Source organism: Streptomyces sp. NPDC057438 (assembly GCF_042802995.1).
GTDB lineage: Bacteria > Actinomycetota > Actinomycetes > Streptomycetales > Streptomycetaceae > Streptomyces.
Genome location: NZ_JBHVDD010000062.1, coordinates 40552 through 60009 on the forward strand (window position 1 = coordinate 40552; position 19458 = coordinate 60009).

Here is a 19458-nt window from a genome sequence, read left to right on the forward strand (position 1 = left end):
CGGCAAAGACGGGCTCCGACGCGGCCGGTCGTTCCCACGGAAGCGGTTGTCTCGTTACCGGAGTGCCGACATCCGTCGGAACGGGACGAGCGAGGAGCCATGGCCACAGGCATCGATGTCGTACACCCGAGCGAGATGACCCCCGCGGATCTCGTCCGGTGGAACGAACTTCAGACGACAGCACCCGAACCCGCCGCGGCCAACCCCTTTATGAGCGCGCGGTTCACGCAGGCCGTCGGCCGTGTCCGGCCCGACGCACGGGTGGCGATCCTGCGCCAGGGCGGCGAGCGGGCCGGCTACTTCGCCCACAGGCGGGGGCTCTGGGGCCATGGCCGCCCGGTGGGCGCCGGCGTCTCGGACCGGCAGGGCGCAGTCCTGCATCCCGAAGCCTCCCTGGACACGGTCCGTCTGCTTCGGGCCTGCTCCCTGAGCGCGTGGGAGTTCGATCACCTCGGAGGGGATCAACGGCTCTTCCTTCCGCATGCGACCGCACGGTTCGCCTCGCCCGTCGTCGACCTCGCCACCGGCTTCGCACAGTACGAGGACCGCCTCCGCGTACGGTCCCGGGGCTTCCTGAAGACCGCTCGGGCCCAGGAGCGACGGATGAGCCGGCAGCTCGGCCCGCTGCGCTTCGTCCACGACACTCGGGACCGGGCGGCCCTGGACACCCTCCTGCGGTGGAAGTCAGCCCAGTACCGCCGTACCGGCCGCCGTGACCCCTTCGCCCAGCCCTGGTTCGCCCGGCTGGTGGATCTGCTCGCGGACAGTTCCGTCCCCGAGTGCTCGGGCGTGCTGTCCGCGCTCTACGCGGGTGACCGTCTCGTCGCCGCCCATTTCGGTCTGCGCTCGCGTACGGTCTTCTCGTGCTGGTTCCCCGCGTACGACCGGGTCTTCGGCACGTACTCGCCCGGCCGCGTCCTCTATCTACGCATGATCGAGGCGGCGGCCGACTCGGGGGTCCGCCTCCTCGACTTCGGACGGGGCGACGCCCCCTACAAGGACTCCTTCAAGACGGGCGAGCTCTCCGTGCACGAGGGCGTGGTGCGCGCCCCCGGGCCGGGAGCCACCCTGCACTGGCTGCGCCGTGAACCGATCCACGCCGCCCACCGGCTGGTACGCGCCTATCCGACGCTGAAGGGCCCGGCACTGCGCACACTCGCCGCGATGGGCGCGCTGCGGATGCGACGGCAGTGACACGGCGCCGGGACGGACGGACCGGCGCAAGGCGGCCACCCCTCTCGTCATCGTCGTGGCACGACGATGACCGCACGGGTCGATGTCACTCGCGGGGCCAGTGGACCGACGGGGGCAGCGGCGGAGTCCGGACGGCCCCGCGCAGCGCCCTTCCCTCGGAGAGAGGCTGGAGACCACACCGGCGGGCGCCGGATCAGGCGGACGCCCGTGAAGGACGGTGTCGTTGGGTCGACCATTCTTGCGGCCAGGGACCGGAGCAGGTCGGCGACGGGGCGGTCGTCGCCCGTGCTGGAAGAGAGTGACCGGGCTCTTTGAGATCGCGTCCGTGGAAGGTGGGCCGTACAACCCTTCCCGAGCGCCACCGGCCGGTGAGCCCGCCGGAGCACGCCCTCCGCCGGCCCGATCAGGATCTCGGCCCTGGCGGACGGATTCCTCGAACTGACGTCCCGACTCCCGGGTTCCGAGGACGTCGAAGGGGGCGCCGTTCTCGCCGACGGCGCCCTGGCCACAGTAGCGGCATGCGCCCAGCATCTCCCGCTCCCGCTCGGTCGGGTCCGCGAGCAGTCGCGGCGCCTGGTCCGGGTGGACCGCGATCACCGCCGCGTCGCACGTTTCCTGGCCGCCGCGATGGCTGCGGCGTCGACCTTGGTCGCGCTGCGTACGAGGATCGCGTCGGCGTCGGCGATCGCCGGGATGAGTGCGGTCCGGTCAGCGCCGTTGCAGTGCCGGATCTCGAAGTCCGGACCGAGTGCGTCGACGGTGGCGGGCGACAGATCCTCGGCGATCAGTACGGTGGCTTCGGGTTCATGTCGTCTTCAGTCCTTGTGCATTCGTGCGACATTCGTTCGCGGACGGCCGTCTCTGCGGCCGCAGGCGGTGGTGACTGGCGATGTCGTTCTGCGGGTTGGAGCCGGTGACCGTGGGCGCACGCCCGGCCGTCGACGTGGACGTCACCCACCGGAGGGGACGGAGGCCATCTCGTCCGCCCCCTCCGGCGCAGAACGTCGGTTATGCGTTCGCGGGCTCCGGCTGCCCCTCACGCGCCGGCGGTGCCAGGCGGCCCGTGCGGTGAAGCCCGTGGAGAGCCGCAGCGCAGGCGAGACCGAGTGCCAGCAGCGCCACCCACGGCAGCGCGGACAGCCCGGCGGCCCGGGCGGCGTCCAGCGCGGCACCCGTCAGCAGGTTTCCGAGCGTGATGCCGGTGCCGCAGATGGTGTTGTACAGGCCGTAGTGGGTGGCGACGAGGCGGTTGCCGGAGAGGCGGACGATGGTGTCCATCTCGAAGGGGTACGCGATCATCGTGCCGATCGCCAGGAGCAGCGCGGAGAGCGCCGGCGGCACCGCCGCCAGCAGCCACAGCCCCAGGCCGCCGTCCGGTACCGGGACCGCGGTGGCCACCAACAGCGGTACGAACGCCAGCCCCATGGTCAGCAGCCCCCAGGTCAGTGCGCGGCCCGGTTCCATATGGGCCTTGCACCAGGTGGTCACCTTCGTCTGTCCGAGGATCGTGCTCAGCCCGGACACCGCGAAGAGCAGTGCCACCGCAGCCGTTCCGGAGGTTTCTTGCCCGCCCAGCCGCCGTACTTCGAGCGGCAACGCGAGGTAGACCTGGAAGGACATGACGTACGAACCGATCATGGCCACGGAGAACAGCAGGAACGGCCGGTTGGCGAAGATGCCGCGCCACTGTTTCAGAACGCCCTCGCCCTGACCGGTCTTGTCGTCCTCGGCGTCGTCGCCCCGGCGGGCGGGCAAGGCCCTGATCTGGACGATGCTCAACAGAGCGAAGATCCCCGCCGCGACAAGGCACGTGACGCGGAAGCTCACGCCGGTCAGCACCATGCCCACCAGCGGGCCGAGCAGGATCCCGGCCTGGTAGAAGATGTTGAACAGCGCGAACGCCTCGACCCGGCGTTCGCCCGCGTCCGCCGCCAGATAGGCCCGCACGGCCGGGTTGAACAGCGCGCCGGCCAGTCCCGTCGCCGCTGAAGCGGCCAGCAAGGCGGGGACGGACTCCACCAGCCCAAGGGTCGCGAAGCCGATGATGCGCAGCACCAGACCGGCTATGATCATGGGTTTGTACCCGAGCCGGTCGGCCAGCGTTCCGCCGAGCAGGAACATCCCCTGCTGGCTGAAGTTGCGCACGCCGAGGATCAACCCGACCAGCCAGCCCGCCAGCCCCACCGGACCTGCCAGATGCGCAGCCAGGTACGGCATCAGCATGTAGAAGCCGAGGTTGATGGTGAACTGATTGACCATCAACAACTGGACGCTGCGTTCGTAGGAACGAACCTGGGCGATGGTCGTCCTCACTGCTTCCCCTCCGCGAGCACATCGCTGCCGTCGAGCCGTTCGTCGGCGTCGCTGTCCGCGGTCGCGCCGGCTCGCCCGTCGTACGCGTCGAGCGGACCGGGCTTGTCGGACCGTGGCTGCGCGTCCGCCAGGGTGAGCGGATCGATGACGTTCTCACACCGCGTCCACCGCGTGACCTCCTTCTCGTCCAGGCGGCCGACAACATCCGGTTCGGGTGCGGGCGGGGCGTCGAGCAGTCCGTGGGCGGCGCAGTAGTCGTCGTCGTAGACCGTGCCGAGGTAGCGCTGCGGGCCGTCGGGGAAGATCGCCGCGATCCGGCTGTCCGCGGGCAGAGTGCGGGCCAGCCAGCCGGCGACCATCGCCACCGCGCCGACGCTCCAGCCGCCGGTGGCGTAGTGCGAGGCGGCCAGCCGACGGCAGTTCCACACCGCCTCAGCCGGGGCGACCCAGTGCACCTCGCTGAAGTTGTCGTAGGCGACATTGCGGGGGTAGATGCTGGAGCCCAGGCCCCGCATCAGGCGAGGACGGGCCGGCTGGCCGAAGATCGTCGAGCCGATGGTGTCGACGCCGACGAGCTTGAGGTCCGGGTAGAGCTGCTGGAGTACGCGGGAGACTCCGGCGGAGTGTCCGCCGGTGCCCACGCTGCACACCAGCACGTCGATATGGCCGAGCTCCGTGGCCAGTTCGAGGGCGAGCGGGGTGTACGCGGTGGTGTTGTCGGGGTTGTTGTACTGATCGGGGCACCACGAGCCGGGGTGCTGCTCCATCAGCCGGCCGACCCGGTCACGGCGGGCCTGCTGCCATCCGCCGGTGGGGTGCGGTTCGGAGACGAGATTGACCTGGGCGCCGTACGCGGTCAGCAACCGGGTCATGGACATCTCCAGACCCGGGTCGGTGACCAGCGTGACCGGGTGCCCGTAGACCATCCCGGCCAGGGCGAGCCCCAGGCCGAGGGTGCCGCTGGTCGACTCGATGATCCTGGCACCCGGCTGAAGTTCGCCGCGGGCGCGGGCGCGCTCGACCATGTGCAGGCCCGGACGGTCCTTGATGCCACCGGGATTGAAGCCTTCCAGCTTCGCCCAGAATCCGCGCTCCGGCTCGGTGAAGGGCTGGGAGACGTGGAGGAGCGGGGTGTTGCCGACAAGCCCGCGTAGGGCGGAGCCCGAGCCGGAACCGGAACTGCCGGGAGTGAGGTCACTCTTGGTCATGGAGTGCATGGTGTCTTCGCTTCTCGAATCGGTAGGGATGTGTGCGGATGCTCATCTCGCGCGTCGGGTTGAGGTGCGCCGCGCGGCGGGGCGGCCGGAGCCGGCCCGCGGGGTGGCTCCTATAAGCGCCACCTGCAGATGACCGGGAGAGCGGACCGGCCGCCGCTCACCAGCGGTCTTCGCACAGCGCCGGGGAGTTGGCGCGCAAGCGCGGCTGTGTGGTCCGTCAGCGACAGCACGGCGAGAGCGCGCGGTGGGACGCGAGGAGGCGACTGGGGGAAGACGGCCTTGCCGGGGCGGAGGTCGTGACAGCGATCGGGAAGCTCGGACGGGTCAGGAATCGCACCGTCGGAGCTCTCCGCAGGCAGCAAGGCATCCGTCGACGCAGAGGTCGAACGAGCGCGCGACTCCCGCGCATCGCCTTGATCGCCCGGGCACGTCAGCAGTAAGAACAGCAGTCCGAACAGCAGGGTGTACAGCAGGGTGTACAGCAGGGTGTACAGCGCGAGCCGGGCGAGCCGGCTCCTCCGGAGCGAACGGAGCCATGGGGCATCGGCACGTGAAAGGGCAGGGGTGGGCAGCACAGGTCCTCCGCGCGGCGGTCACTGCCCGTGCGGGAACTCTCCCGGTCAGGGCGGCGATCGGTGGGGGTGAGGGAAGAGAGCCGTCGACCGTCGCTGCGTCACGCTGTGGGACGGTGTGCGCAGGAGGTCAGACGCCGTGGACCCGTCGCCGGGACAAGGCGTGGCACAGCCTTGGGCCGAGTCCACAAGTACCGTGAAGGGGCGACCGGTTCGGAAGGCGTTGCCCTAGATGCGAAGAACCGCGGAGTCCGCCACCTGCGTTCTCGGAGCAGCGGAATCACGTGCCGCGGTGGCGAGCCGGGCGGGCGCGGAGCCGGGCGCCTCGTCGCCGCTCTCAGAGCTCAGCGGGGACAGACAGAGCACCGTTGCAGCGGGGCCCTGGGAGGGCTGCCCGACCGCACAGGTTTCACCCGTGTGCGGTTGTCCGTGCCCGTCGTTATGGCCTTGCGGTCCCCCAGCCGAGTGCAGCGACGTGGCACTCGCAGCGTCTTCGAGTTCAGCAGTTGGCTCGAAATGCCCGTCGGACGCCACGACGCCCCTGCCGGAGGCGAGGTGACTCACCGTCGCGTCAGGGCTGACGGCATGCGCATACAGCAGGCCGAAGAGGAACAGACCCAGCCCCAGCACACGCACCAGAGCCGCTGATGAGCGGCTCCTCGGCATGCGTGAAGGGGACCAGGCCGTAATCATGTCGTGATCCTAACCCGATCACCGGACCCCGGCGCGCCACCTCGGCTGAACAACGCGTGAACCCAGCCATGTGACCGCCGCAGAGGCACCGGGCGGCTCAACTACCCGGCACGGCAGCGGACTTCCGTGTTCGCAGAACCGCAGGTCTCGGGCAATGACCGACCTTCTGTCACCCGCTCGAGCCTCCGGCCGGCTTCCATCCGGATCCGCTGCCGCGCACCTCGCCACTCGGCGGTCAGGCCCCCACCATCCGCGTATCGCATGACACCGGCGTACCACACAGGTCACCCAACGTCACCACCCCAAGGCGAGCCGAAAACCTCATGAGCTGCAGGTTCATCGTGCCTCGTACGGGACGGCGGTGAAACGATCAGCGGGCGGCTGGGTCTGCCTCCGCAGGGCCGTGGCCGGAAATCCGGACGACCTTCCCTCATTTCGCTTCGGGGCCGCCACAGGGCAGCCACAGGGCAGCCATCACAAGATTTTCGCAAGGCTCACGGTAGATCCTTACCTCACGTGTCGTCAGGCGCTTCGCGGCAGGCATCGCGTTCCGCGGAGCACGCCGACGCCGACTCGCACGGGGCTCGCGGCGTGCCCTTGCTCATCCGCCGGTCCGCAGTCGTGCCGGGCGTGGCCGAGCCGAGGCCTCGAACGGATCCGACGCACCAAGAGAATGGAACTGCCATGCGCAAAACGATGTCCCGAACGAACCGGATGGCCGTCGCCGTCGTCACCACTGTCTTCCTGGCGTCCGGAGTGGTCGTCGCGGGGGCCACGACCGCCGCCGCGGACGGGTGCGTAGGTCCCCTGTGCGGCGCGGTGAAGAACCGGACCGGCAGAACGATGCACTACACGATGACTCTCGACTCGGGCGATCACTTCTGCGACGTATGGAACTGGGGCGGTGGCACCGGGAGCCAGTTCAAGCACGCCCATTGCCAGCAGGAGACGTTCGGCAACGGAACGCGGGGCGGTAACGGCACCGGCAAGGACGTGGACGCCTTCACGTTCGCCAACCACGGCTACCACGAGCGGTTCTCACGGGTCGGTACCTGGCACTGGCGGGCCAAGGGTGTCTGGACGAAGATCCGCAGCGGAGAGATCGCCGACTGCGGCATCGGCGCCAACAACGAGGTCTGGTGCACCGTGTTGGTGCAGGCCTGAGGCAGCCCCGGGAGGCGGCAGCACGTGTCGCCTTCCGGCGCGGCCAGGCGTCATGGCGGGAGCAGGCGGGGTCTTGGCACTGTTGCCGTGACCGAGGAGGTGGCCCTCTGTACCGATGAGGGTTGAGCGACACGGAGGACGGGCCCGGACGACCGCCCTGAACGCCGCCGTCGTCACGGCGGGGCGCCCGGGTGTGCAGGTGCGCACCCGGCACGCGGGGTGAGTTCGCCTGCAGCAACGTCTCGTCAACCGGCCGGAGACGGTTCCGGCAGCGTCTCTGGGTCGGTGGCACGGGTGTCGGGGCGTCGACGTTCGTTTCGCCATGAGGCCGCCCAGGCCAGTACCGCGCCGCCCACGGCGTAGGCGCCGAGCACCCAGAGCGCCGACGTGACGGCATGGCCCGAGAAGTAGACCGTGTTGCGGACCAGTGTCGTTCCGGCACCCGGCGGCAGCGCCTGTCCGATCGCGCTCCAGAACGCGGGGAGCAACGGTGCCGGGTAGACGCCGCCGGAGCTCGGATTGCCCAGCACCACGAACAGCAGGATGACCACACCCGTGCCCAGGAGCCCCAGCAGGGTCTGCAAGGCCAGCGCGGTCGCCGCCGAGGCGAGGACCACCAGCGCGCCGATGCCGCTCAGCGCCCAGAAATGACCGTCGAGTGCGTCGAAAACCGGTCCCACGACGGCCGCTCCGGCCATTCCCGACACGACCGCGTACAACGCGAGTACGGCGAGGCGGATGAGGGTGCGCTGCCGGTTGGCGGGGCGGGAACCAGCCGCCATGCCCATGATCGTTGCCGTCAGGTAGCCGCCGATCACCCAACCCACCACAAGGTAGAAGGACGTCATGCCCCGCCCGTCCCCGGAGTTGGGGGGCCGGATGTCGGTGACGGTGATCTGCCGTTTCTGCGCCGTCTCGATCTTCTGGGCGATCTGTGTGGCGGTCTGCGACACCGACGGCCCGCCCGCCGAAGCGACCAGGAGCGTGTCCTTGGTGCCGGCCGCGTCGAAGACGAAGGCAGCGTCCGTCTTCCTCGTGAGCACCCACTGCCGGGCCGCCTCGGTGCTCGGTGCCGCCATCGCCTTGACCGGGTCGTCCGACAGGCCGTTGAGCTGGGCGACGATCTTTGCGGAGGCCTGTTGCGGGGCAGCGACCGCTACGGCGATCCGGTGTGGTGTGGGCGAGTGGAAGGCCCCGACGTAGGAGACGATGAAGGCCAGCTGGACGAGCAGGCCCCCGAGCACGAGCCCGAAGGCCCGGAGCGTGATGGCGTCCTTGAACTCGGCTGCGAAAACTGGCGACTTGTCGTCGCGCTGGGTCGGCGCTTCGCCCGAAGGGGGGCTGGAGGGTGCTTTCACGGGCGAATGATCGCACGTACACTTGAATTCCAGACTCCGGTTGTAAGAGCGGCTGGCCGCCGGACCGACCGAGCCGGATCAGGGGCGGGGGTCTCCCTCTGGCTCCTCGACGAGGAGCTCGTGCTTGAGGGAAGGAGACGTCGTACTCGCGACCGGTCTGCGGTGGCAGCAGTTGGGACGCCCGGGTCACGCCGGCAGCCCCCGGGGCCGTGCAGGTCGGCGACCGCATCCACATCAGGGATCAACTCCGTTCGTTTTATTGACATCTCACCCAGAAGACTTACCGTTGGGAGCGCTCCCATGACAGTCTCGCAACTGGAAGGAGTCCCCCCACATGCGCAACCTGAACCCGTCAGCCGGGCGCTCGATGGCGTCTCTCCGCAGGCCTCTCCAGGCGCTCGTCATGCTGTTCGCCGCGGTTGTCGGCGCCCTCGCCTGGTCGACCCCCGCCCAGGCTCACGGCACCGTCGTCGGCCCCGCCACCCGCGCGTACCAGTGCTGGAAGACGTGGGGCAACAACCACACGAACCCGGCCATGCAGACCCAAGACCCCATGTGCTGGCAGGCCTTCCAGGCCAACGCCGACACCATGTGGAACTGGATGAGCGCGCTCCGCGACGGCCTCGGAGGCCAGTTCCAGGCACGGACCCCCGACGGGACACTCTGCAGCAACAACCTCTCGAGGAACGCCAGCCTGGACAGGCCCGGATCGTGGAAGACCACCACCATCGGCAACAACTTCTCGGTCCAGCTGTACGACCAGGCGTCCCACGGTGCCGACTACTTCAAGGTCTACGTGAGCAAGCAGGGCTTCAACCCCAAGACCCAGACCCTGGGCTGGAGCAACCTCGACTTCATCACGCAGACCGGCCGCTTCGCCCCGGCGCAGAACATCACGTTCCCCGTCCGGACCTCCGGCTACACCGGACACCACATCGTGTTCGTGATCTGGCAGGCCTCGCACCTCGACCAGGCCTACATGTGGTGCAGCGACGTGAACTTCGGCTGAGCCGCACAGCACCGCACACGACGCCGGCCTCTGCCGGGCGCCGGTGATCCGCCGCTCGGCCGACCGGGCCCGTCGGGGCAGGAGACCCGTTCGGTCACCCTGCCCCGACGGGGCTTCCTGCGCACGTACGGTGTGTGATGCCGTGATCAATCACGTCGTTCCGCATCCGGTAGCAAGACCGGGGCTGGGCAGCCACCAGCCGGCGAAATAGCCGGTATGGAGGGCAAAGCCGTGTTCCTGGGCGAGATGTTGATGGATCCGGCGGGCGGTGAGCTTCTGCTTGCGCGGCGCACCCGCGTCTTTCCGCAGCATGTCGTCGATCCACGGCTTGGCCGGACCAATGACCTTGGCCCGCGGCACTGGCTTCTTCCGCGGCAGCGAACTGCAGACGGTAGCGCCTGCCGCACCGTCCGGCGGTGCACCCGTACCTCTCCGCCGGAGTCCGCTGCGGCAGCTCCGGATCAACATGCTTGTCCGACTTCGGCCGTAGTCCTCAGGGGCGGTCGTCGCCACTGCCACGACGGCGGTCCAGATGACCGAAGCACTCGTGCCATCAGGGCTGAGGAAGCGTGGACGCGGGATCGTTCTCGTTCACCGGACGCTCGTGGTGCCGCCACGGTCCGTCTTCGCGTTCGACGCGGTGGCGTTGAGAGCCTGCTGCACGGCTGAGTCGATGTGATGTGGGTCGGAGTTCTCCTGGCCGGCGGGCATGGCTGCCCTCACTTGCGCGGCACTGAAACCGAACGCTCCTGCCAGAAGGACATTCGTTCAGAGGGGCTTCAGGATGCTCCGGGCGGCCCTGTCCTCCCGGAGCCGCAGGGCCTGCCACTCGGCGGCCGGTTCACGATTGTTGTCGAGCCAGCGCTGCTGTATCGCGGCGAGCCGCGTGTAGGCGCGTTGCAGATAGCCGGTGCGTTTCTTGCAGGTCAGATCGGTCCGCGCCGTGGAGTTCGTGGCAGGGTCTGCGGTGACGGGCAGGTCGGCTGCAAGCTGACGGGGGTCTTTTGCGGTGACTCCAGCGCGTGCCATGCAGGTTTTCCAGCGCGTGTTCGTGATGCGGAAGGCCCGGTCCTCTTCCAGTTCCTGTAAGGCGTCCCGCTCGCCTTGGTCGAGTTGCAGCCGGAGCTCCAGGTCCCGGGCACGTCCGCCCTTGCCGAGCAGCCTGGTTTGGGCCTCGGCAAGGCAGCCCGTGGCGGGCCGTGTCACGCGGATCATCTTGTTGCGGGCGGAGATCATCCGGTCGGGATCCCCGTAGAGCGCGCGGGCGAAGTCTTCACCGCGCTGCCGTTCCGCCGGTAGAGGCTCGCGCGTCATGTCGCCGCTGGGTGCGTCGAGGGTTTCGATGCCGAACAGGGCTGGGCTCGTGCCGGAGTCCCCGGAGGCTGTGGGTGCGGGAACGTACTGGAATCCGCGGGCACTCATGCAGGCGGCCACCAACCGCTGTTCCGCCTCGTGAACTCGGCTCGAGGTACCGATCGGGCTGCGGAGCAGACCGGAGAGCGGAAGCCCGTTGCGCAACGTGGTCAGCGCCGCGTCGGCAGACGGCTTCACAAAAGTGTCGGGAGAGCGGCCGTTCAGTACTCCAGCCGCCGTCAGGACCAGGGCGAGGGCTACGAGCACCAGTACGGCGATGCCCACGCTCCGGCGCGGTCTGCTCATCAACAAGGCGGACCTTCCGTAGTTCGTGATCGGACTGATGTGTCGGGCGGTGGGGCCGGGGGACGACACGGTGGGGCCGGGGGACGACACGGTGATCGCCGTCTCCCGGCCCGTCATGCGGTGCTCAGAAACAGCTGGTGGTGGTACTGCCACGCAGGCGCAAGGAGCTCGCCCTGTTCTGCAGGGCGCCCGGCAGGACGTCGACGTAGGAGCCGGGGTTCACGCAGAACAAGTAGCCCTCCCAGTCGCTGCCGATTCCGGTGTAGTAGTGGCTTTCGTATCCACCGGTGCTGGAGTTGCTGGCGGAAACAACATTGTTGTGCACGACCTGACGGGCGCCGGGGAGATCAGTGAGCTGGTTGAAGGTGTCGTTCCTGAAGTCGGTGTCGGTGTCGAAGTACGAGTGGCGGGCGGAGAAGTCGAGGCCCGCGTAGAACACGCAGTGGTTCCCGCTGCTGCACCGAGGGCCGGCTGATGCCGGGCTCGCTCCCAGCAGCAGCCCTGCGGACGCAGCCATGGCGGTCAGACCGGCGACAGCGGCCAGCTTCCGTCGTAAGTACATGTGTTTTCCCCTTTTCGAGACGAACCGGTAGTTCATGACCCATCCGTCATGAACGGGCGTGTTCGAGCAGTGTGATCACCCTCGTTGGCGGGACAGCACCGTCACGAGTCCCCTGTGCACGATGGTTTGGCTTCGGGCACGACTCTGCCGGTGTGACTGCTCTTTCGGCGGTTGTCCGACGTCACAGCGGATGACCGCGACTCATCACCTCCTGTTCCGCCGGTGCGAAGTTCCCTACGGCTCCGCATCGGTGCCTGATGTCAGGTTCTGCTCAGGCGCCAGTTCTGTCACAGTCGTTCGAAGCAGGTGAAAAGTCGTAGGTGGGAAAGGCAAAAGGAACCGGATGCTCCGCTTTCACTTCACGGCCGAAGACCTGACCCGGATCCGCGTCGCAAAGGCCCCTGACCCGTTGTGGGAGATCGCTTTCAGCCTGCACCGGCTCCAGACCCGCGACGGACGCTGGGCCTACGCGCACTGGCACCGCACCACTCGGATCCGGCTCCGTGAGAGCGGACTTGCCGCTGCCGTACAGGGATTCCTCCTGCCCCTCTTCCCGCGGGCGAGGTACTTTCCCGACTTCCTCACCCCGGCGGAAGGCGCTGAAGGCCTGGATGCCGGCCTGGACGCCATGCTTGCCACCCCTCGAAAGCAAGTGATCGCGGAAGCAGCCACGCTCGCGGGAAGCGTCGGAGCCCCGAGCTGGGTCTCCCGCCTCGCCGACAACGACATGCGAGACCAGCTCGTCAGGGCACTACGCGCCTACCACCGGGCCGTCATCGCCCCCTACGAGGAACACATCGGTGAACGCGTGCAAGCCGAGCGGATCCGCCACGCCCGATCCCTCCTCGACCATGGCACCGCAGAACTGATCAGCAGCCTCGCTCCTACCATCCGCTGGCGCCACCCCGTCCTGGAGATCGCCCCCTACCCCGAGGAACGCGACGTCCATCTCAACGGCAGAGGGCTGCTGCTGATCCCCTCCTACTTCTGTTGGCAGACCCCGATCTCCCTGGCCGACCCAGGCCTGCCGACCGTGATCGCCTACCCGCTCCAGCCGGACCCAGTGCCGACTTCAGCCGGGCGCGGCCAGCCACTGACAGTTCTTCTGGGCCGCTCCCGTGCAGGCATCCTCCGGGCCACCATCACCGGAGCCACCACCACCGAGGCCGCCCGGCACGCCGGAGTCTCCCCCGCGACCGCCACTCACCACACCACAGCCTTACGCAACACCGGACTCATCAACAGCGACCGCTGGGCCAACACCGTCCTGCACACCCTCACACCCCTGGGAGCCGCCCTCCTCACCGGCGCCCAACCGGACCGGCCGTCAGGTGCACACGCCACGCTGAACACACCGCCCAATGCGAATCATCCCTCCTGAGTGGGGACAAGCCGTCGGCGTCCACGGGGCAGGCAGGGCGCAGCAGCGAGGAGCGAGCGAAGCCGGTCTCGCACCAGGGCTCGCTGCGCTCCAGCCGGGTCAGGGTTTCGCCCACACCGCGAGGGCGATGCCGCGCATGTCAGGGATGAGCGCCTGGCGGCGGTTGGCGAGCAGTGCCGCACCTGTCACACACAGCACCTCGCACCGTGCACCCGTTTACAGCCTCGGCGGTCAGGCGTGAGAGAGAGCGAAGGAAACGAGGAAGCCGCTCACCGTGATCAGGCCGATGGCCAGGTGAGCTTCCTCGAACGCCTCGGGGATCATCGTGTCCGCGATCATGGCGAGAATCGCCCCGGCCGCCACCGCGGTCACTGCGGCGATCACAGCAGGCGAGAAGGACCCGACCACCGTGAAACCGAAGACGGCCGACACCGTGCTGGCCGCGGCGATCGCCGCCCAGACGCCGAAGACATACCCCCGGCCACGGCCGGCCTTCTTCATACCCGCCGAACTGGACAGCCCCTCTGGGACATTGCTGATGAACACCGCAGCCACGGTCACCAGACTCACCGCCCCGCCGTCCAGCAGACTCACCCCGATGACCGCCGACTCCGGCACCCCGTCGAGCAGAGCGCCGAGCGCGAGCGCCATCCCGGATCCGCTCTGCTCGGCCTCCGAGGGCTGCGCCTTGGCCTGCTCGTGACCGGAGCGCTTGCGGTGGCGCGCGCCCCGGCGGGCCAGCCACACATTGCCCCCGGTGTAGGCCGAGGCGCCAATGAGGGTGCCGACGACCGCTGGGGCAAGCCCTGCCTGTTCGTACGCCTCCCCGACGAGCTCGAAGGAGACCGCTGAGATGAGCACCCCGGCTCCGAAGGCCATCACGGTCGCGATCACCTTCTGCGGCACCCGCAGCCCATAGCCCAGCGCGGCACCGAGCAACAGTGCCGAACCCGCCACCAACCCCCACAGTCCAGCCTCTACCACTTCCGCCATGCCGCTCCGACTACCCGTTATGAATACGGATCAACGGGCAACCGACGCGGCCGAGTGAACAGGTGAGACTTACCCGCGCAGGAGGAGAGAACGACACAGGACGCAGGGCGGGGGTGAGGGGCGGCCACCTGAGGCTGTTCCCGCACGCCCCGCGTCACACGCTCACCGGCGCTGGTCCTGGCCGCCGTTGGATTTTTCGTTGCTCCCCGCTGGCGCCTTCGGGTCCGGCATGACCTCCCCCTGTTGTAGATGATCCGGGGGTGGTCCTGCGGTGTTGCTGGGTTGGACGGGCAGTCGTACGGTCCGGAGGATCCAGCGGCGGTTCGACGACGACCTGGCCGATCGGGCCACTCCTCGGGGGCAGTCCGGATCGGGCTGTCTGGAAGGGTGCCGACGGCCGGAGCGCTGGCAGCAGGGGCTTGGGCGCCGTTCTCCCCCATCGCGATGCGTTCTCATCGAGTCGGTGACTCGCTGGAATGCCCGCTCCAGCACGTCAGAAGACTGCGGCGAGTAAGCCCCTCAAGTTCATCGACGAAGTGTGCGGTGAGGTCACTGTCGAACGGGCCGGTTCCCCACGCTCCCATGCATGACTCCCGATACGGCTGCGGGCGAAGGCATGGTTCCGTAGACCGCTGCCGTGTCCCGAAAACTGCAGGGCCCTCGCCCCTTGCTCCCGATCGGTGGGTCTGGTTCTGTACCGCGCTACAGGTGCGTGATCACGGAGACACGAGGAGAAACGAGCGGCGTGGACCGGGGAACACAGACGAGGACCAGGGACTCCCTGCCGGAAGGACTCGGTCAGGCGATACGGGAGACCGCCAGTGCCATCGCCGCGCTCCTGGACGGGGCGCAGGACATGACCGTTCCTGTACCGGGGTTGGAGTGGACGGTCGGCGAGACGGCCGCCCACCTGGCACTTGCCAACGGTCTGATGGCCGATCTCGCGTCCGGCCAGGAACGCTTCTACGGGGACGGCACGCCGCAGGGTATCGCGGCGGCCAATGCGCAGAGTCTCGTCGAGTTCCCCGAGCGCGCAGGGAAACCGCTGGCCGCGATGATCGTGGAGCAGGCCGACGTGTTCCTGGACGCGGTGGACCGAGCCGTGGCGGACGGGACCGCGGCCCGGACGCTCCTGACCCCGCTCGGTCCCATGGACCAGGACATTCTCGCGTCGTACCTGCTGACTCACATGCTGGGCCACGGTTACGATCTCGCCCGCGGGCTGCGTCGGCCGCACATGATCAACGCGAGGCGGGTCGGGTTGTGCCTGCCCTTCCTGAAGACGGCGATGCCCCGCGTCGCCGCCGCCTCCGCGCTGACGGCCCGTTACACCCTGCGCGTCCGGGGCGGCGCGACATTCGGCGTCACGTTCACCGACGGCACGGTCGAAGTGCTTCCTCACCCGCCGGAGCGTTCGGACTGCACCATCCTCACCGAGCCGGTCGCCTTCCTCCTCGTCGCTCTGGGACGTCTGGGCCCGTGGCAGGCCATGGCACGCGGAGCTGTGCTCGCCTGGGGCCGCAAACCCTGGCTCGCCCCCCGCTTCTCCACTCTGTTCGACGCACCCTGACCATGGCGTTCTTGAAAAGCCCGGCGATCTCGCAAATCTGTGCGATGAACCAGTTCAGGGCGGACTCTCGGATGTCGGCGCCGCGAAAGATGTGTAGCGGGCCCCGTTGACGTGTCGGCGCGGTGAGCCCAACCGTTGGTGTGGCGGTTGTCTTCGTGTGAGGAGATGATCTCCTGGACGGCGGCGAGTTGGGCCGCGTCGCGCTCCAACCACCCTCTGATCGACACGTGAACGCTCATGGAGGATGTCCTCTCTCGCCGTCGGTGCTGGCGTGACAGCCTTCGGCTCACGTCAGCCGCGTGGGCTTCGCGCCCCGGTCTCCGCCGTCGGCCCGCTGCCGCAGATCTGTCAGCGGCGTATCTGGTAGCGCAGGTGGAGCACCCGGTTGCCCCGCATCACCGCGTCAGGATCCTCCAACAGGTGCTGCGCGTGCACCGGCCCGAAGTAGCGCTCGCCGGACCCGAACACGACGGGTACGACGTCCATACCCACCTCGTCGACCAGGCCCGCGGAAAGTACCTGCCCTCCGACGTCGCCAGCTGCGACGTCGACCAGGCGGTCACCCGCGAACTCCTGCGCCTTGGCCACGGCTTCCTCGACGCCGTCGACGAAGTGAAAGGGCGCCTCTAGTCCCACGACCTCCTGATCGAGCCGATCAACGGCCGTGGCCTGCCCGGATACTTCCCGAGCACTCAGGCCGAGGCCCACGCCGTGGTGCGGGAGATGGACTTCGACGGGTGGATCCGCTGCGAGTACCGGCCCCGTGCCGGCACACGAGCGAAGGGCGCCGCTGGCTCGACGACTACCGGAGCCGCGTAAGGCCGTGTTCTGGGTAGCGGGTGAGTCTTGGGCGGAGAGTTCTTCGGCCAGCTCCATACTGCGCAGGCGGGCTGGGGAGAAGTCGTACGGCATCTTGCCGGTGGCTTCGAACACGCTCATGGAGTCAGCCTCCCCCCTGCCGGAGCCGAGGTCGGCCTCGTCATCGGCGGTGGCAGGGTGCAAGGTGTCCCAGGCGTCGAAGAGGGCATCGTCGTCCTTGTCCAGGCCGGACTCCTCGATGACGGCCTGCAGGGCTCTTTCGAAGGCGTGCCGTTCGACCGCCACTTGAGCCACCCGTGGATCATCGACGGCGACACCGTCATCGAGTGCCTCCTCGGCGTCGTCGATGCGGTCGGACTCCTCCCGCAGAGCGGGATGCGTGGCCAGGGCGACGACGCGGGTGGCCTGGACAGCCGCGCCGAGCGGGCCGAGGATCCGCTCGGTGACCAGCAGACTGTCCAGGTCCGCCTGACGCAGGGAGCCCTCGGGCAGGCTCTTGAGGCGTTCGGTGACGAAGTCGGAGAGCAGACCCATCCGGCTGCCTTCGGTGCGCATCCGCTGCACGGAAGTCCGTTGCCGCCGCAATTCCGCCTCCTGCTCGGCGAGGGTTTCCTCCAACCGCTCCAGGATGCCCTCGATACCTTCTCCGCTGCCCGCACCGACGGAAGCCGTGCCGGTGGTGAAGGCGTCACGGATGTCGTCCAGGGCGATTCCGGCGTCGGCCATCTTGCGAATCCACAGCAAGCGGATCATGTCCTCGTACCCGTAGCGGCGGCGGTCATCGCCGCCCCGTTCAGGCTCGGGGAGCAGCCCGATCTCGTGGTAACGGCGAATCGCCCGTGGCGTGCAGCCGCCGAAGGCCGCCGCGTCACCGATCTTGACCTGACGGGGTGGCATGAAGGACGAACGCATGAGCAGGGACCTTTCCTCAGGGCATCGGGACGTAAGCCCACCCGACCACATGCCGCTGCGGAAGGTGCAACCCCCTACCTACCGCGCCGCGCCAACTCCAGCAAGAAGATGCACCCTTCCTCCATAACGGCCGCAGGCTGAGGGTTGACAGCCGCTGATGATTCGCCGCGCGCTCAACGGTCGCCTCGCACCGAACCGCCACTTTGTCGAACCGGGTCGCCGCGGTCCGGTGCTGCTTGGGACGGTCGGGTCGCCTCCCAGTCCCCACGCTTGACACAACGTCCGAAGATCGTGCCCCCGACTGACAGATCACGCCTGTGCCTGGTGGGAGGGCCTCGGCGACACTCGGAAAACCGCGACAGGCCCCGCCCACCGCCGGCGCAGGACAGTCAGGGCACCGTGCCCAGGCAAGCGCAATCCTGTGCTTGCCGAGGTGGCGGCCACCAGGACGCGACCTGTGATCGACAGGATGTCACCACCATGGCGACGGAGGCCGGACAGCACCACGAGGCCCTGGCCCGTCCGTCGGTGCGTGACCTGACTCGCCCCGAAACAAGGTTTGTTGCCCGGTGAGAGGCCTCGCCGGCCTGCTGCGGGCCGTAACCGTGACGCCAGAACCAGTAGAGGAAAAGCATGTCGCTCCTGAAGACCATCGATCCCGACCCGTCCTTCGCGCCCCAGGAGTCCGGCCCGCTGCCGGAACGCCTGATCTCCGGTGACCCGACCTACAAGACCTGGGCCCAGGACGCCGCCCGCGGCGAAACGATCAAAACGGGTGTATGGGAAGCCACGCCCGGCGAGACGCACTCGATCAAGGGCGAGCTCTTCGAGTTCTGCCACATCCTTTCCGGCGTCATCGAACTCACTCCGGAAGGCGGCGAGCCGGTGGTCTACAAGGCAGGCGACAGCTTTGTCATGAAGCCGGGCTTCGTCGGTGTCTGGAAGACCATCGAGACCGTGCGCAAGATCTACCTGATCGTGTCGTGACACCGACGCCGCAGGGCATGATCGCCGGCGCCACCACTCGAGAGGGCAGCCCGGCCAGAAGGTACATGTCTTCGATGTCCTGAGACGTGCGCTGTCGCAGAACCGCAGCTCTCGCTCCGGCCGGAAACTCCTGTCGGCCGGAGCGCGTGCTACCTCGCCTTCATGCGGGCTGCGTGTCGCCGACCACGTATCCGCGCCGCTTGTCCACCACGTTGCGCAGCCGACGGTCCTCGAAGTGGCGGGTGAGATTGTCGAGGAACAACTCGACCAGCGCCTCCTCGTCGACGAGTGCGCCACGGCCTACGTTGATCAGCCGCGCCCCGGCTTCATGGGGCGAGCACGGCGGCGTCGGCCATGCCCCGGGTGTCCTGGGTGAGGGGTGCTGCCAGGACGACGTAGTCCACTTCCGTCAGCGCGGTGGGCAGGGTCCTCGCACCGTGGACCGTGCCGAAGTCGGTGGTGTCGTCCGTGCGGGCCCTGCGGCCCGCCGCGCACGCGCATCCTGACGGCGCTCAGCAGCCGGGCGATGGCCCGCCCGATCGGCCCCGTCCCCCGGGCCAGCATCATCGGGCCAGGCCTCCGGAGGGCCGGGGTGTCGGTCACCCGGGCGAGGAGGATGCCCGCGCCGGGGAGGAGGTAGGGCAGTTCCTCATCGGTGGCGAAGACGGTGTCCGCGAGGCGTTCGCGTCGTGCGCCGGCGGGGGCCGTTTGCCGCGGTAGACGACGATGAGTCGGTCGCGCATGTCAGGCTCCGCCGGGGACGGCCACGGGGCTTTGATGGCCACGCAGCCACCGGGACACCGATGGCTGAAGGCACTCACCAGACTCGTCAGCGGCCCCACCGCTGCGACGGCACGGTCGCCACATCCCGGCGCCCCTCACCCAGCTCATGCACCGCCGCGACGCTCGCCCGCGCCGTCTCCAGACTCCGCACGGCCTCCCGGGCGGGCTCGCAGCACCGCGACGACGTCGTCGGTGCTGCGGGGGAACACCACGGCCCGCGGGGGGACCCGGTAGTTGGAGGCGTCGTAGGCGTAGAGACCGGTGGATCCGGG

General features: G+C 68.7%; 13 protein-coding genes and 3 pseudogenes. 6 read left to right on the top strand and 10 right to left on the bottom strand.

Going from position 1 to position 19458, the window contains the following annotated elements; translation table 11 throughout:
- Nucleotides 1-99 precede the first annotated feature (99 nt).
- Nucleotides 100-1194: a GNAT family N-acetyltransferase gene (locus ACFU5F_RS28315; RefSeq protein ID WP_383892941.1), complete on the top strand. Its 1095-nt coding sequence runs from the start codon at nt 100-102 to the stop codon at nt 1192-1194.
- 611 nt (nt 1195-1805) lie between these two features.
- Here ACFU5F_RS28315 and ACFU5F_RS28320 read toward each other — a convergent pair.
- The 3 genes and pseudogenes from ACFU5F_RS28320 to ACFU5F_RS28330 all read right to left on the bottom strand — a co-directional run.
- Nucleotides 1806-1982, bottom strand: a pseudogene (locus ACFU5F_RS28320) (phosphoglycerate dehydrogenase); the annotation flags it as partial.
- Between the two features lie 220 nt (nt 1983-2202).
- Nucleotides 2203-3507, bottom strand: coding sequence for an MFS transporter (locus ACFU5F_RS28325; RefSeq protein WP_383892944.1), 1305 nt, complete (start codon nt 3505-3507; stop codon nt 2203-2205).
- Nucleotides 3504-4715, bottom strand: a complete 1212-nt coding sequence (locus ACFU5F_RS28330; RefSeq protein WP_383892947.1) for a PLP-dependent cysteine synthase family protein — start codon at nt 4713-4715, stop codon at nt 3504-3506. The genes ACFU5F_RS28325 and ACFU5F_RS28330 overlap by 4 nt, the downstream gene beginning before the upstream one ends.
- 1958 nt (nt 4716-6673) lie before the next feature.
- On the opposite strand from ACFU5F_RS28330, the gene ACFU5F_RS28335 reads away from it, so the two are divergent.
- Nucleotides 6674-7153, top strand: a complete 480-nt coding sequence (locus tag ACFU5F_RS28335) for a hypothetical protein (RefSeq protein WP_383892950.1) — start codon at nt 6674-6676, stop codon at nt 7151-7153.
- A gap of 245 nt (nt 7154-7398) precedes the next feature.
- Here the strand turns inward: ACFU5F_RS28335 and ACFU5F_RS28340 are convergent, their stop codons facing one another.
- Nucleotides 7399-8511, bottom strand: coding sequence for a DUF3533 domain-containing protein (locus tag ACFU5F_RS28340; RefSeq protein ID WP_383892953.1), 1113 nt, complete (start codon nt 8509-8511; stop codon nt 7399-7401).
- Nucleotides 8512-8914: 403 nt separating this feature from the next.
- Between ACFU5F_RS28340 and ACFU5F_RS28345 the strand changes: the two genes are divergently transcribed.
- The gene (locus ACFU5F_RS28345; RefSeq protein WP_383892995.1) at nt 8915-9520 is read left to right on the top strand and encodes a lytic polysaccharide monooxygenase; all 606 of its coding nucleotides are present in this window, start codon (nt 8915-8917) and stop codon (nt 9518-9520) included.
- Nucleotides 9521-9670: 150 nt separating this feature from the next.
- Here ACFU5F_RS28345 and ACFU5F_RS28350 read toward each other — a convergent pair whose 3' ends face one another.
- The 3 genes from ACFU5F_RS28350 to ACFU5F_RS28360 form a co-directional block, all read right to left on the bottom strand.
- Entirely contained in the window at nt 9671-9880 is a 210-nt protein-coding gene (locus tag ACFU5F_RS28350; protein ID WP_383892955.1) for a hypothetical protein, read from the bottom strand.
- A gap of 408 nt (nt 9881-10288) precedes the next feature.
- A complete protein-coding gene (locus ACFU5F_RS28355; protein WP_383892959.1) occupies nt 10289-11158 on the bottom strand; it encodes a hypothetical protein in 870 nt (289 codons plus the stop codon).
- Nucleotides 11159-11303: 145 nt separating this feature from the next.
- Complete coding sequence (locus ACFU5F_RS28360) at nt 11304-11741, bottom strand: hypothetical protein (RefSeq protein WP_383892962.1); 438 nt, start codon at nt 11739-11741, stop codon at nt 11304-11306.
- 343 nt (nt 11742-12084) lie between these two features.
- On the opposite strand from ACFU5F_RS28360, the gene ACFU5F_RS28365 reads away from it, so the two are divergent.
- Entirely contained in the window at nt 12085-13122 is a 1038-nt protein-coding gene (locus ACFU5F_RS28365) for a winged helix-turn-helix domain-containing protein (protein WP_383892965.1), read from the top strand.
- Between the two features lie 231 nt (nt 13123-13353).
- Here ACFU5F_RS28365 and ACFU5F_RS28370 read toward each other — a convergent pair whose 3' ends face one another.
- The gene (locus ACFU5F_RS28370; RefSeq protein WP_383892968.1) at nt 13354-14115 is read right to left on the bottom strand and encodes a ZIP family metal transporter; all 762 of its coding nucleotides are present in this window, start codon (nt 14113-14115) and stop codon (nt 13354-13356) included.
- A 745-nt stretch (nt 14116-14860) separates the two neighbouring features.
- On the opposite strand from ACFU5F_RS28370, the gene ACFU5F_RS28375 reads away from it, so the two are divergent.
- A complete protein-coding gene (locus ACFU5F_RS28375) occupies nt 14861-15685 on the top strand; it encodes a maleylpyruvate isomerase family mycothiol-dependent enzyme (protein ID WP_383892971.1) in 825 nt (274 codons plus the stop codon).
- Nucleotides 15686-16033: 348 nt separating this feature from the next.
- On the opposite strand, the pseudogene ACFU5F_RS28380 reads toward ACFU5F_RS28375, so the two are convergent.
- Nucleotides 16034-16312, bottom strand: a pseudogene (locus ACFU5F_RS28380) (dihydrofolate reductase); the annotation flags it as partial.
- 204 nt (nt 16313-16516) lie between these two features.
- Nucleotides 16517-17416, bottom strand: a pseudogene (locus ACFU5F_RS28385) (MerR family transcriptional regulator); the annotation flags it as partial.
- 633 nt (nt 17417-18049) lie between these two features.
- Here ACFU5F_RS28385 and ACFU5F_RS28390 point away from each other — a divergent pair.
- The gene (locus ACFU5F_RS28390) at nt 18050-18403 is read left to right on the top strand and encodes a cupin domain-containing protein (protein ID WP_383892974.1); all 354 of its coding nucleotides are present in this window, start codon (nt 18050-18052) and stop codon (nt 18401-18403) included.
- Nucleotides 18404-19458 lie beyond the last annotated feature (1055 nt).

Excerpts from the sequence above, each read along its gene's own strand:
- ACFU5F_RS28390 (WP_383892974.1), top strand. The coding sequence starts at position 18,050 with ATGTCGCTCCTGAAGACCATCGATCCCGACCCGTCCTTCGCGCCCCAG.
- ACFU5F_RS28370 (WP_383892968.1), bottom strand. The coding sequence starts at position 14,115 with ATGGCGGAAGTGGTAGAGGCTGGACTGTGGGGGTTGGTGGCGGGTTCG.
- ACFU5F_RS28315 (WP_383892941.1), top strand. The coding sequence starts at position 100 with ATGGCCACAGGCATCGATGTCGTACACCCGAGCGAGATGACCCCCGCG.
- ACFU5F_RS28330 (WP_383892947.1), bottom strand. The coding sequence starts at position 4,715 with ATGACCAAGAGTGACCTCACTCCCGGCAGTTCCGGTTCCGGCTCGGGC.
- ACFU5F_RS28335 (WP_383892950.1), top strand. The coding sequence starts at position 6,674 with ATGCGCAAAACGATGTCCCGAACGAACCGGATGGCCGTCGCCGTCGTC.
- ACFU5F_RS28345 (WP_383892995.1), top strand. The coding sequence starts at position 8,915 with ATGCTGTTCGCCGCGGTTGTCGGCGCCCTCGCCTGGTCGACCCCCGCC.
- ACFU5F_RS28365 (WP_383892965.1), top strand. The coding sequence starts at position 12,085 with ATGCTCCGCTTTCACTTCACGGCCGAAGACCTGACCCGGATCCGCGTC.
- ACFU5F_RS28360 (WP_383892962.1), bottom strand. The coding sequence starts at position 11,741 with ATGTACTTACGACGGAAGCTGGCCGCTGTCGCCGGTCTGACCGCCATG.